Source organism: Bacteroides hominis, assembly GCF_033042785.2.
Taxonomy (GTDB): Bacteria; Bacteroidota; Bacteroidia; order Bacteroidales; family Bacteroidaceae; genus Bacteroides; species Bacteroides hominis.
The window spans coordinates 4,731,103-4,744,284 of the sequence record NZ_CP178829.1 but is presented as its reverse complement, the minus strand read 5'-3'; the positions used below and the strand labels follow the sequence as shown (position 1 = coordinate 4,744,284).

Sequence of the window (13,182 nt, the reverse complement as noted above, 5' to 3'; positions counted from 1 at the left end):
TAAATCTGCTTTTTTTAAATTAACATATCATGGAAAATACCAAAAACAACTCTTACATGAAACTTATCCCGGTGATGCTCTGCTTCTTCGCCATGGGATTCGTAGACTTGGTGGGCATTGCCTCCAACTATGTGAAAGCAGATTTAGGCCTGACGGATTCACAGGCAAATATCTTTCCGTCGCTCGTGTTCTTCTGGTTTCTGATCTTCTCGGTGCCTACGGGAATGTTGATGAACCGCATCGGGCGTAAAAAGACCGTGTTGCTCAGTCTGCTGATCACCTTTGCATCGTTGCTGCTGCCTGTCTTTGGCGACAGCTATCTGCTGATGTTGGTCTCTTTCTCGTTGCTCGGAATCGGCAACGCACTGATGCAGACATCACTCAATCCGCTGCTTTCCAACATCGTGAGCGGTGAACGCCTGGCAAGCACCCTTACTTTCGGGCAGTTCGTAAAGGCCATTGCCTCTTTCCTTGCCCCTTACATCGCTATGTGGGGAGCTACGCAGGCTATCCCTACCTTCGATTTAGGCTGGCGGGTACTGTTCCCCATCTACATGGTGGTGGCAGTCGCTGCCATCCTGATGCTCAATGCCACGCAGATCACCGAGGAGCCTGAAGAGGGTAAGCCCTCCACTTTCGGGCAGTGTCTGGCTTTGCTGGGCAAACCTTTCATCCTGCTCTCGTTTCTGGGCATTATGTGTCATGTCGGGATCGATGTCGGCACCAATACCACAGCGCCGAAGATTTTGATGGAACGTCTGGGCATGACTCTGGCAGATGCCGGGTTTGCAACCAGTCTCTACTTCATCTTCCGTACGGCAGGTTGTTTTCTGGGGGCATTTGTTTTGCAGAAGATGGCAGCCAAAACCTTCTTCGCCATCAGCGTGTTGTGTATGCTGGCGGCTATGGCAGGGTTGTTTATTTTCCAGGATCAGACGATGATTTACGTTTGTATCGCCCTGATCGGGTTTGGAAATTCCAATGTATTTCCTATCATCTTCTCGCAGGCATTACTTTATATGCCGGGCAAGAAGAACGAGGTTTCCGGCCTGATGATTATGGGACTTTTCGGAGGAACCATCTTCCCGCTGGCAATGGGAGTGGCTTCGGATGCAGTGGGACAGAGCGGAGCCGTGGCCGTGATGACGGTCGGGGTACTCTATCTGATGTTCTATACATTGAGAATCAGAAAGTAATTTATTTAATAACCATAATGAAGCGGTAACCTTGAGGGTGTGTTATAATTCACCACAGAGTAGCACAGAGTTCCACAGAGAGAACTTAATCTGTTGATAGCTAATGGATATTTATCTGTGTAATCTATGGTGAATACGAGTTCCGACACACCTTCCTGAGGTGAGGCTTCCCAATTCATGCCATGAACAATATAATCGTAGGAATGGGCGAAGCACTTTGGGATGTGCTGCCCGAAGGAAAGAAAATCGGGGGAGCCCCGGCTAATTTTGCTTATCATGTGTCGCAGTTTGGCTTTGACAGCCGTGTGGTCAGTGCGGTGGGAAACGACGAGCTGGGAGATGAAATTCTGGAAGTATTCCGGGAAAAACAGTTGAAGCACCAGCTTGAGCGGGTCAATTATCCGACAGGAACCGTGCAGGTGACTCTTGACGGTGAAGGAGTGCCGTGTTATGATATTAAGGAAGGCGTAGCATGGGACAATATCCCCTTCACGGACGATTTGAAGCGTTTGGCACTGAACACGCGGGCCGTATGTTTCGGTTCGCTGGCACAGCGCAACGAGGTGAGCCGTGCCACCATCAACCGCTTCCTCGACATCATGCCCGACATGGATGGACAGTTGAAAATATTCGATATCAATCTCCGCCAGAGTTTCTATACCAGGGAAGTGTTGCGCGAATCTTTCCTGAAGTGTAACGTGCTGAAGATTAACGATGAGGAGCTGGTTACCATCAGCCGTATGTTCGGCTATCCGGGCATCGACCTTCAGGATAAATGCTGGATTCTGTTGGCCAAGTACAACCTGAAGATGCTGATCCTGACATGCGGTACGAACGGTAGTTATGTATTTACCCCCGGTGCGGTCTCTTTCCAGGAAACCCCGAAAGTGCCGGTTGCCGATACCGTGGGGGCAGGTGACTCGTTCACGGCAGCTTTCTGCTCATCTGTTCTGAAAGGAAAGAGTATACCCGAGGCACACAAACTGGCGGTGGAAGTGTCGGCTTACGTGTGTACACAGAGCGGTGCGATGCCCGTACTACCGGATGCTCTGAGAAATCGTTTAGATGATTAATGTGTTGGTTTATATAGGGTTATTGATTGGTTGATAGAGTCGTGGGGATGTGTCATAACTCTTTTCACCACAGAGTATCACGGAGTATCACAGAGTCTTTTTAATAACCAACGATTTAAAATCATCTCTGTGTTACTCTGTGTCCTCTGTGGTGAGTTTTGACACACATCCGTCTTGGTTTTAAACCGGCCGGATGGAAGATTTCGGAGGGAAATTGTTATATTTGCCTCCGGAACCTTTTATGTAATAACCAACCATGAAACGTGTACTTTTCTTACTTGGGCTGGTTTTGTCGGGACTGCTTGTCTCGTGTAGCCATGATGCTCCCCGGTACGTCATCGGCGTGTCGCAATGCAGCGATGATACTTGGCGGCATAAGATGAATGACGAGATACAGCGCGAAGCCTTATTTTACGGAGGCGTAGAGATAGAGACGCGTACGGCGAATGACGACAGCCGGCGACAGATAGAAGATATACGTCACTTTATCCGGCAGAAGGTAGACTTGCTTATTGTGGCTGCCAATGAGGGAATGGCTCTCACTCCCGTTGTGGAGGAGGCCTTCGATAGAGGTATTCCGGTGATTATGGTGGATCGCAGGATACTTTCCGATAAATATACCGCATACATCGGAGCCGACAATTACGAGTTAGGCAAAGCCGTCGGCAATTACATAGCCCATCGCCTGAAGGGGCGCGGAAAAGTAGTCGAACTGAGCGGACTTGTCGGTTCCACTCCTGCCATCGAACGTCACCAAGGCTTTATGAGTGCCATCAGCCAGTATCCGGGCATCACCTTGCTTGCCCGGGAAGATGCGGGTTGGTTGAGGCAGCCTGCCGAAATAAAGATGGATTCCCTCTTGCAGTGTTTTCCGGAGATTGATGCCGTGTATGGGATGAACGACCGTATGGCCGCCGGTGCTTATCAGGCCGCCAGACGTCTGGGACGTGAGGAGGAGATGTTGTTTGTAGGTATCGATGCTCTGCCTGGCAAGGGTAACGGAGTGGAACTGGTACTGGACAGCGTGCTGGATGCTACCTTCATTTATCCCACCGAAGGAGACAAGGTGGTTCAGCTGGCGATAGATATTCTGCAAAAGAAACCTTTTAAACGGGAGACAAAACTGAAGACAGCAGTAGTTGACGCGGTAAATGCGCACGTGATGGAATTGCAGACAGCCCATATCAGCGAGTTGGATGGAAAAATCGAGACGCTCAACAGCCGGGTAGGGACGTATCTTTCGCGGGTGGCCACGCAGCAGGTGGTGCTGTATGGGGGCTTTGTCATCCTGTTGTTGATCGTCGGATTGTTGATTGTCGTGTATAAATCTCTCCGTTCCAAGAATCGCCTGTACCGGGAACTTTCCCGCCAGAAGGAGCAACTGGAAGAGCAGAGAGACCAACTGATAGAACTTTCCCATCAACTGGAGGAAGCCACACATGCCAAACTGGTTTTCTTTACCAACATTTCACATGACTTCCGCACCCCTCTCACTTTGGTTGCCGATCCGGTGGAGCAGTTGTTGGCCGACCCGTCATTGGAGGGTGACCGGCGCAGGATGTTGTTGCTGGTGCAGCGCAACGTACAGATCCTGTTGCGTCTGGTCAATCAGATACTCGATTTTCGCAAATACGAGACGGGAAAGATGGAGTTTACCCCGGTCCCGCTCAACCTGTTGCAGTGCTTCGGAGAGTGGAACGATTCGTTTCAGGCAGCCGCCCGGCGGAAGCATATCCATTTTTCGTTCGACAGCATGCCCGGTGCCGATTACCACACTCTGGCGGATGCTGAGAAGATGGAGCGTATCTACTTCAATCTGTTGGGTAATGCGTTCAAGTTCACCCCCGAGAATGGTAAAGTCATTGTCCGGCTTTCGGCTTTGCAGAAAGAGGGCACTCCTTTCTTCCGTTTTACGGTCGCCAATACCGGGAGTCTGATTTCGGCAGAACATATCCGCAGCATCTTCGACCGTTTCTATAAGATCGACAGGCATCATACCGGTTCCGGTATCGGGCTGGCACTGGTAAAAGCGTTTGTAGAGATACATGGCGGAATCATCGAGGTGGAGAGCGACGAACGGCAGGGAACTGTCTTTACCGTCGATTTGCCGGTGCGGACATGCGAAGCGGAGACCGGCGTGGCATCTGCTCCGGTGGAGGCATCTGCTCCGGACCGGGTGGATAACCTGCTCCGGGAGGATGAAGCGGAGAACTTCAATGATCCGTCCAAACCTTCTGTACTTGTGATCGACGACAATGCTGACATCCGTGCTTATGTGCACACATTACTCAATTCGGAGTACTCCGTCATCGAAGCTGCGGACGGGACCGAAGGAATCCGTAAAGCGATGAAGTACGTTCCCGATGTCATCATCTCCGATGTGATGATGCCGGGGATTGATGGTATCGAATGTTGTCGGCGGTTGAAGGGGGAATTGCAGACCTGCCACATTCCCGTGATCCTGCTGACAGCTTGTTCGCTTGACGAGCAGCGTATTCAGGGATATGCCGGAGGAGCCGATTCTTATATTTCCAAGCCTTTCAGTTCGCAGTTGCTGCTGACCCGTATCCGCAATCTGATTGAGTCGGGCGCATGAAGCAGTTCTTTGGCGACCGGCAGACATTGGCCAAAGAGGATATCTGCGATATGGATAAAGATTTTGTCGAACGGTTCAAGTCCCTGATTGAAGCAAAGATGGGTGATTCGGAGTTGAATGTGGAAGATTTGGGCAAGGAGATGGGGCTGAGCCGTGTTCAGCTCTACCGGAAGATCAAGTCGCTCACCAATTTTGCGCCGAACGAACTGCTTCGCATGGCACGGCTTAAGAAAGCGGCTTCGTTGCTGGCCTCTTCGGACATGACGATAGCAGAGGTTGGATATGAAGTGGGTTTTACGTCACCTTCCTACTTTACGAAATGCTACAAAGAACAGTTCGGTGAAAGCCCGACGGAGTTTTTAAAAAGAAGCGGATTATAAAAGAACCTGCTGCATAAAAGCGATACACCCATGAAAGATTATAAAGAAAATAAATCTAATTTGTCCGAAACTTTTTGCAATGAAGTATACAGTGTCGTGCGTGAAATTCCTGCCGGTAGCGTTGTTACTTATGGTGATATTGCCGCTTTGCTCGGGATGCCGCAATATTCACGTATGGTGGGGCGTGCATTGAAGCAGGTACCTGCCGGTTTAAGCCTTCCTTGTCATCGGGTAGTCAATGCCATAGGGCGATTGGTGCCCGGATGGGATGAACAGCGGCAACTGCTGTCCGATGAAGGTGTTTCATTCCGAAAAAACGGTTGTGTCGACCTTAAACTTCACAGGTGGAAGATCGACAGTATTTGAGTGGGGTGATGCCGGCTTTCTTGTGGCAGTTTATGTACATGCGGCGTGTTCATCGAAAATAATGTGATGAACTATTTGAACGCTCGGCTTGTTTATTTAATTGTCCGTACACACATCTTTGGGTAATACCTGTGTATGAATGTGAATTTGACTTTCGGGATATAGTAACTATCTGTTGACAGGAATCCTGTCTGTAATAACCGGGTTAAGAAATCATATTTGACCGGGGGAACAACACAACCGTTGTTTTCCGGTATTAACTTTTTTACTATAAAGAAGTGTTTGTTTTCGTGTGTGTAGGCCGCCCGGTCCGTTTTTTAATAATCTAAACCCTATTATGTATGAGTAAAATAACGATTAAAGACTTGTATCTCATTTTTGGCAACGACAAGCAGCATGCTTTGCGTATGTTGAAAGAAGGAAAGAGCAAGAGTGAGATCTTAAAGGAAACCGGATGCACGGTTGCCGTAAAAGACGCAAACCTCTCTGTCCGGGAGGGAGAGATATTCGTGATTATGGGACTTTCGGGGAGTGGGAAATCCACTTTGCTGCGTTGTATCAACCGATTGATAAAACCTACTTCCGGTGAGGTAATCATCAATGGAAGAGATATTTCGAATGTTACCGATAAAGAGCTGCTCCGTATCCGGAGAAAAGAACTGGCTATGGTGTTCCAGCATTTCGGACTGTTGCCCCATCGTTCGGTGTTGCATAACATAGCTTTCGGGCTGGAGCTGCAAGGAGTGAAAAAACAGGAACGTGAGCACAGGGCGATGGAAAGTATGCAGTTGGTGGGTTTGAAAGGTTACGAGAATCAGATGGTCGGCGAACTGTCCGGCGGGATGCAGCAACGCGTCGGGCTGGCCCGTGCTCTGGCCAACGATCCTGAAGTGCTGCTGATGGATGAAGCTTTTTCTGCCCTCGATCCTTTGATCCGTATACAAATGCAGGATGAATTGCTGACTTTACAGTCTAAAATGAAAAAGACCATTGTGTTTATTACTCACGATTTGAATGAAGCCATCAAGCTGGGTGACCGGATTGCCATCATGAAGGATGGGGAAGTGGTGCAGGTAGGTACTTCGGAGGAGATTCTGACAGAGCCGGCGAATGCTTATGTGGAACGCTTCGTGGAGAGTGTGGATCGTAGCAAGATCATTACCGCCGCTTCGGTGATGGTTGATAAACCCCTCGTGGCCCGGTTGAAGAAAGAAGGGCCGGAAGTTCTGATCCGTAAAATGTTCGAACATAATCTGACCGTGTTACCTGTGGTAGATGCAAACAATGTGTTGGTGGGAGAGGTGCGTTTGAAGGATTTGCTCCGGTTGCGTAAAGAGCAGGTGAAGTCAATCGAGTCGGTTGTTCGCGAAGAAGTGCATTCGGTGCTGGGAGATACGATATTGGAAGACATCCTGCCGCTGATGACCAAAACCAATTCTCCTATCTGGGTGGTGAACGAAGGCCGTGAATTTCAGGGAGTCGTCCCCTTGTCATCGCTCATTTTCGAAGTGACCGGAAAGAACAAACAGGAAATCAATGAAATCATTCAAAATGCAATAGAATTATGATCAACATAGGACAATATATTGAAGAACTCATCAACTGGATGATGATACACTTCTCCGCTTTTTTCGATGCGCTGAATCTGGGCATCGGCAGTTTTATCAATGGGTTTCAGCATATCTTGTTTGGTATCCCCTTTTATCTGACCATTGCTGCAATGGTGTTGCTGGCATGGATGAAAGCCGGGCGCGGGGTGGCGGTTTTCACCCTTTTAGGGTTGCTGCTTATCTACGGTATGGGCTTTTGGGAGGCCACCATGCAGACATTGGCACTGGTGCTGTCATCTACCTGTCTCGCCCTTATCGTGGGGGTGCCCATCGGGGTGTGGACGGCAAACAGTAACCGTGCGGAGAAAGTGATACACCCCATACTGGACCTGATGCAGACCATGCCTGCCTTTGTCTACCTGATACCTGCCGTCCTGTTTTTCGGGCTGGGGGTGGTGCCGGGAGTGTTTGCCACCATCATCTTTGCAATGCCTCCGGTGATTCGGCTGACGGGACTTGGCATTCGCCAGGTACCGAAGAACGTGGTAGAGGCTTCGCGTTCGTTCGGGGCCACCCGGTGGCAGCTGCTTTATAAAGTGCAGTTGCCTCTGGCCTTGCCCACCATCCTGACCGGAGTGAACCAGACGATTATGATGTCTCTTTCTATGGTTGTCATTGCAGCTATGATTGCGGCAGGCGGCTTGGGTGAAATCGTTCTGAAGGGTATTACCCAGATGAAAATTGGTTTGGGCTTTGAAGGAGGTATAGCGGTTGTGATACTGGCAATTATTTTGGATCGGATTACCCAAGGGATGGTTCGTCGTAAGAACAAAAAATAGAAAGGAGAAAGAATCGATATGCGGAAATATAGGATAATAGGAAGTTTGTTGTTGTTACTGGCCGTGATGTGTACGGCCTGTAACCCGGATACCGGGAAAAAGAAGATAAGCATCGCCTATGCCAACTGGCTGGAGGGCATTGCCATGAGTCATCTGGCCAAAGTGGTGCTGGAAGAGCAGGGGTATGAGGTAGAACTGCTCAATGCGGATGTGGCCCCCATCTTCGCGTCGGTTTCGCGTCGGAAAGCGGATGTGTTTATGGATGCCTGGCTGCCTGTGACGATGAAAGACTACATGGATCAGTATGGTGATCAGATCGAGTTTATCGGTGAGGTATATGACAGTGCAAGGGTCGGGCTGGTAGTGCCTCAGTACGTCAGTATCGGTTCAATCGGAGAACTCGCTTCCCATAAAGGGCAATTCTCTTCCGAGATTGTCGGGATCGATGCCGGAGCGGGCATTATGAAAACTACGGATAAGGCTATTGCGGACTACGGGCTCGATGGATATAAGTTGCTTACTTCCAGTAGCTCTACCATGTTGGCTTCCTTGCAGAAAGCCATGGATAAAGAATCGTGGATCGTCATCACCGGATGGACACCGCATTGGATGTTCGACCGCTACCCCCTGAAGTTCCTGCATGATCCGAAAGGTACTTATGGGAATGTGGAATCTATCTATGTCGTCGGATGGAAAGGATTTACGGAGAAAGATCCTTTTGCGGCAAAGTTTTTCAGCAATATTAAATTCACTACAGAAGAGATCAGTTCGTTGATGAAAGCATTGAAAGATGCACGGATGGACGAAGAAGACCTTGTCCGAAAATGGCGTGATGAACACCGGGAACTGATAGAAAGCTGGATTCCTGAATCATAGGCGGTATATGTGTGTCCGGGAATCCAACTTCTGAGTTCTGTCTATCGGGTAACGGCGGTGCGTTGGTAGGCAAGCCGTTCCGTACCGTTCTTCACATAAATGATGCCACAATAGGTGAAACCGTTCTTTAAGAGAATGTTTTGGAGAACTTTATTGTCACGGTGAGTGTCTACACGCAGGTTCGGACAGTGGGACGAACACCATTCCAGGCATAAGTCCATCAATCCCTTTACCCGTCCGCCGGATGCGATGCGATGGATTACCCCGTAAGGGGCATCGTTGAGCCAAGCGCCGTCTTTGATTACCCTGTAGTTGGGATCTTCTCCCCGGATGAAGGTAAAGCAACCTTCCAACTCCCCGTTTTCATTTACAAATACATAACTGTCCCCGTTTTCGATGTCCTGCCGGATGTCGTCGGAAGCGGGGTATCCGTTGATCCACTGGTTGGCATTGCCATTGGCAGCCATGAAGCGGCGGGCACGTTCGTAGAATGGCATCACTTGGTCGAGTTCTTCAAGTCGGGTTGGTCGTATGGTTATATTCATAATTATTCCGTTTGGGGGTCACCACAGATTACACGGATTAACACAGATTGATAATTTATCTCGTCAATATATCGAATTAAGAGTTCTGTGTTAATCTGTGTAATCTGTGGTGAAACCTATTCATTTCTATTTGGCAAAAAAGGGGAAAAGAACCTATTTTAGTCCCTTCCCCCTTTTGAGAGTTATATTATCTGATCAAAGATCATTCAGCAACACCCCAAGCCTGGTTGGCCAGACGCTTGTAGTTGTTGTAACGCCACTTAGCGTTGTCCTCGGCAGCCTGGAACAGTTCTTCTGCTTCTGCAGGATACTGTTTCATAACCGATGCGTAACGAACTTCGCCTTTCAGGAAGCCTTTGAAGTCATCCCAGTTCGGTTCTTTGCTATCCAGCGTGAACGGATTCTTGCCTTCAGCCTCCAGAGCCGGGTTGTAACGCCACAAGTGCCAGTAACCGCACTTAACAGCCTTGTCTTCTTCTTCCTGGCTCTTACCCATACCGGCTTTCAGACCGTGGTTGATACACGGAGCGTAAGCGATGATGAGTGACGGTCCGGGATATGCTTCAGCTTCGCGGATAGCTTTCAGAGTCTGAGCCTGGTCAGCACCCATAGCGATCTGTGCAACATATACATAACCGTATGTAGTAGCCATCAGACCGAGGTCTTTCTTACGTACGCGTTTACCGGAAGCGGCAAATTTAGCGATGGCGCCCACCGGAGTGGCTTTAGAAGACTGACCACCTGTGTTAGAGTAAACCTCTGTATCCAGAACCAGAATGTTAACGTCCTTACCCGAAGCGATAACGTGGTCGAGACCACCGTAACCGATATCGTAAGAAGCGCCGTCACCACCGATGATCCACTGGCTGCGTTTAACCAAGTATTGAGTCAGACCTTTCAGCTCTTTGCTGATCGGGCAACCTGCCGCAATACCTTGTTCGATGATTGCTTCGATCTGCGGAGCCAGTTCTTTGGTCTTGTCTGCATCGTACATGTTTTCGATCCATGCTTTCAATACTTCCTTAGCTTCAGCCGGAGCATTGTCGGCTGCCAGGATTTCGTTGAATAACTTCACGATACGTGCACGCATCTTTTCGTTAGCCAGTTCCATACCCAAACCAAATTCGCAGAAGTCTTCGAACAGTGAGTTAGCCCAAGCCGGACCGTGTCCTTTTGCGTTTGTTGTATATGGAGTTGAAGGTACTGAACCTGAGTAGATAGAAGAACATCCGGTAGCGTTGGCAACCATTTCGCGATCACCGTACAACTGAGAAATCAGTTTCACATACGGAGTTTCACCGCAACCTGAGCAAGCTCCCGAGAATTCGAACAATGGAGTAGCGAACTGAGAGTTCTTCACGTTAGCCTTGATGTCTACCAAGTGTTGTTTGCTCTTCACGTTGTCTGCACAGTAAGTCCAGTTATCAGCCTGAGCCAACTGGCTTTCAAGGTGTTTCATAGTCAGAGCCTTGCCACCCTTCTTCGGGTTGCCCGGACAGATGTCGGCACAGTTACCGCAACCCAGACAGTCGAGAACGTCAACCTGGATACGGAATGTCATGCCGTCGAATGCTTTGCCTACAGCTTTCAGTTGTTCGAAGCTTGCACCTTTCTGCTCTTCTGCGTCGAGTACAAACGGACGGATAGAAGCGTGAGGACAAACGTAAGCACACTTGTTACACTGGATACAGTTTTCTGCGTTCCATTCCGGTACGAAAGCAGCTACACCGCGTTTTTCGTATTTCGAAGTACCCTGATACCAGGTTCCGTCTTCGATACCCTTGAATGCAGATACAGGCAGCAGGTCTCCGTCCTGAGCGTTGATCGGACGAACCACTTCGTTGATGAATGCCGGGTCGTTGTTTTCAACTTTAGCATCATCCGGCAGGTTAGCCCAAGCCGGGTCAACAGCCAAAGTCTTGTATTCGCCACCGCGGTCAACAGCTGCGTAGTTCTTGTTCACAACGTCTTCACCCTTCTTACCGTAAGATTTCACGATGAATTTCTTCATCTGTTCTACAGCCTGGTCTACGGGGATCACGCCTGTGATACGGAAGAAAGCAGACTGGAGGATGGTGTTGGTGCGGTTGCCCAAACCGATTTCCTGTGCAATCTGGGTTGCGTTGATATAATATACAGAGATGTTGTTCTGTGCAAAGTATTTCTTCACTTTGTTAGGCAGGTTCTTTGCCAGTTCTTCGCCTTCCCAGATGGTGTTCAGCAAGAACGAACCGTTCTTACGCAAACCACGGGTTACGTCATACATATGCAGGTAAGCCTGAACGTGGCAAGCCACAAAGTTCGGAGTGTTTACCAGATAAGTAGAACGGATAGGGTCGTCACCGAAGCGCAGGTGAGAGCAAGTGAAACCTCCTGACTTCTTAGAGTCATAAGAGAAGTAGGCCTGACAGTGTTTATCAGTGTTGTCACCGATAATCTTCACTGAGTTTTTATTGGCACCTACCGTACCGTCAGCACCCAAACCGTAGAATTTAGCTTCGAACATGCTGTCGCCGCCCAAAGCGATTTCTGCTTCCTGAGGAAGAGATGTGAAAGTTACGTCGTCTACGATACCGATAGTAAAGTGGTTTTTCGGCATCGGCATAGCCAGATTCTTGAATACGGCGATGATCTGGGCAGGAGTAGTGTCTTTAGAACCCAGACCGTAACGACCACCTACGATAACCGGAGCATTTTCTGTGCCATAGAAGCAGTCTTTAACATCCAGATACAGAGGTTCGCCGTTAGCACCCGGTTCTTTTGTACGATCGAGTACTGCGATTGTTTTGGCAGTCTTAGGTACGGCAGCCATGAAATGTTTGGCAGAGAACGGACGGTACAGGTGAACTGCAACCAAACCTACTTTCTCGCCCTGGCTGGTCAGGTAGTCGATAGCTTCGCGGGCAGCTTCGGTTACAGAACCCATGGCGATGATTACGCGTTCTGCATCTTCGGCTCCGTAGTAGTCGAACAAACCGTATTTGCGTCCTGTGATCTTGGAAATCTCGTTCATGTATTCCTCAACGATGGCAGGAACAGCGTCATAGTAGTTGTTGCATGATTCGCGGTGCTGGAAGAAGTGGTCAGGGTTTTCGGCCATACCACGGGCAACCGGATTCATCGGGTTCAGCGCACGGGCACGGAATTCAGCAAGAGCTTCCTGGTCAACCAGCGGAGCGAGGTCCTCGTTTTCCAGCATTTCGATCTTCTGGATTTCGTGTGAAGTACGGAAACCGTCGAAGAAGTTCATGAAAGGAACGCGGGCTTTGATTGTGGCAAGGTGTGCAACACCGGCCAAGTCCATCACTTCCTGTACAGAGCCTTCAGCCAACATGGCGAAACCTGTCTGGCGTGCAGACATTACGTCCTGATGGTCACCGAAGATACACAGTGCGTGAGAAGCCAGTGTACGGGCCGATACGTGGAATACGCAAGGCAGGAACTCACCGGCAATCTTATACATGTTCGGGATCATCAAAAGAAGACCCTGAGAAGCAGTGTAAGTAGTAGTCAGTGCACCGGCCTGAAGAGAACCGTGAACAGCACCTGCCGCACCACCTTCAGATTGCATTTCCTGTACCAATACTGTTTCGCCGAAGATGTTCTTACGTCCTGCGGCAGCCCATTCGTCTACGTATTCAGCCATCGTAGAAGAAGGAGTGATGGGGTAAATGGCAGCTACTTCTGAAAACATATACGAGATATGTGCAGCAGCCTGATTACCATCACATGTGATGAATTTCTTCTGTTTAGTCATAACT

At 49.3% G+C, this 13,182-nt stretch carries 10 protein-coding genes; 8 read left to right on the top strand and 2 right to left on the bottom strand.

All coding sequences use genetic code 11. The features are described from left to right. The first annotated feature begins 29 nt into the window (after positions 1-29). The 8 genes from R3O62_RS20005 to R3O62_RS19970 all read left to right on the top strand — a co-directional run bounded on the left by R3O62_RS20005 (position 30) and on the right by R3O62_RS19970 (position 8,876). Positions 30-1,196 (top strand): MFS transporter, encoded by a 1,167-nt coding sequence (locus tag R3O62_RS20005; RefSeq protein ID WP_005780718.1) that lies wholly within the window; start codon positions 30-32, stop codon positions 1,194-1,196. A gap of 182 nt (positions 1,197-1,378) precedes the next feature. Further along, a complete protein-coding gene (locus R3O62_RS20000; RefSeq protein ID WP_317472826.1) occupies positions 1,379-2,269 on the top strand; it encodes a carbohydrate kinase in 891 nt (296 codons plus the stop codon). Positions 2,270-2,525: 256 nt separating this feature from the next. Further along, positions 2,526-4,865, top strand: coding sequence for a substrate-binding domain-containing protein (locus tag R3O62_RS19995; RefSeq protein ID WP_394854554.1), 2,340 nt, complete (start codon positions 2,526-2,528; stop codon positions 4,863-4,865). Further along, positions 4,862-5,245 carry a helix-turn-helix domain-containing protein gene (locus R3O62_RS19990; protein WP_394854553.1) on the top strand — a complete coding sequence of 128 codons (384 nt, stop codon included), beginning with the start codon at positions 4,862-4,864 and terminating at the stop codon, positions 5,243-5,245. The genes R3O62_RS19995 and R3O62_RS19990 overlap by 4 nt, the downstream gene beginning before the upstream one ends. A 30-nt stretch (positions 5,246-5,275) precedes the next feature. Beyond that, the gene (locus tag R3O62_RS19985) at positions 5,276-5,611 is read left to right on the top strand and encodes an MGMT family protein (RefSeq protein ID WP_250708429.1); all 336 of its coding nucleotides are present in this window, start codon (positions 5,276-5,278) and stop codon (positions 5,609-5,611) included. Between the two features lie 341 nt (positions 5,612-5,952). Next, positions 5,953-7,179 (top strand): quaternary amine ABC transporter ATP-binding protein, encoded by a 1,227-nt coding sequence (locus tag R3O62_RS19980; RefSeq protein ID WP_044300994.1) that lies wholly within the window; start codon positions 5,953-5,955, stop codon positions 7,177-7,179. Then, entirely contained in the window at positions 7,176-8,000 is an 825-nt protein-coding gene (locus tag R3O62_RS19975) for an ABC transporter permease (RefSeq protein ID WP_005780712.1), read from the top strand. Before R3O62_RS19980 ends, R3O62_RS19975 begins: the two co-directional genes overlap by 4 nt. An 18-nt stretch (positions 8,001-8,018) precedes the next feature. After that, entirely contained in the window at positions 8,019-8,876 is an 858-nt protein-coding gene (locus tag R3O62_RS19970) for a glycine betaine ABC transporter substrate-binding protein (protein WP_317472825.1), read from the top strand. Between the two features lie 41 nt (positions 8,877-8,917). On the opposite strand, the gene R3O62_RS19965 is transcribed toward R3O62_RS19970, so the two are convergent. Beyond that, positions 8,918-9,421, bottom strand: coding sequence for a GNAT family N-acetyltransferase (locus tag R3O62_RS19965; RefSeq protein ID WP_250720424.1), 504 nt, complete (start codon positions 9,419-9,421; stop codon positions 8,918-8,920). 202 nt (positions 9,422-9,623) lie between these two features. Next, positions 9,624-13,178, bottom strand: coding sequence for a pyruvate:ferredoxin (flavodoxin) oxidoreductase (gene nifJ, locus R3O62_RS19960; protein ID WP_005807720.1), 3,555 nt, complete (start codon positions 13,176-13,178; stop codon positions 9,624-9,626). Between the last annotated feature and the right edge of the window lie 4 nt (positions 13,179-13,182).

Excerpts from the sequence above, each read along its gene's own strand:
- R3O62_RS20005 (WP_005780718.1), top strand. The coding sequence starts at position 30 with ATGGAAAATACCAAAAACAACTCTTACATGAAACTTATCCCGGTGATG.
- R3O62_RS20000 (WP_317472826.1), top strand. The coding sequence starts at position 1,379 with ATGAACAATATAATCGTAGGAATGGGCGAAGCACTTTGGGATGTGCTG.
- R3O62_RS19995 (WP_394854554.1), top strand. The coding sequence starts at position 2,526 with ATGAAACGTGTACTTTTCTTACTTGGGCTGGTTTTGTCGGGACTGCTT.
- R3O62_RS19990 (WP_394854553.1), top strand. The coding sequence starts at position 4,862 with ATGAAGCAGTTCTTTGGCGACCGGCAGACATTGGCCAAAGAGGATATC.
- R3O62_RS19985 (WP_250708429.1), top strand. The coding sequence starts at position 5,276 with ATGAAAGATTATAAAGAAAATAAATCTAATTTGTCCGAAACTTTTTGC.
- R3O62_RS19980 (WP_044300994.1), top strand. The coding sequence starts at position 5,953 with ATGAGTAAAATAACGATTAAAGACTTGTATCTCATTTTTGGCAACGAC.
- R3O62_RS19975 (WP_005780712.1), top strand. The coding sequence starts at position 7,176 with ATGATCAACATAGGACAATATATTGAAGAACTCATCAACTGGATGATG.
- R3O62_RS19970 (WP_317472825.1), top strand. The coding sequence starts at position 8,019 with ATGCGGAAATATAGGATAATAGGAAGTTTGTTGTTGTTACTGGCCGTG.
- R3O62_RS19965 (WP_250720424.1), bottom strand. The coding sequence starts at position 9,421 with ATGAATATAACCATACGACCAACCCGACTTGAAGAACTCGACCAAGTG.
- nifJ (WP_005807720.1), bottom strand. The coding sequence starts at position 13,178 with ATGACTAAACAGAAGAAATTCATCACATGTGATGGTAATCAGGCTGCT.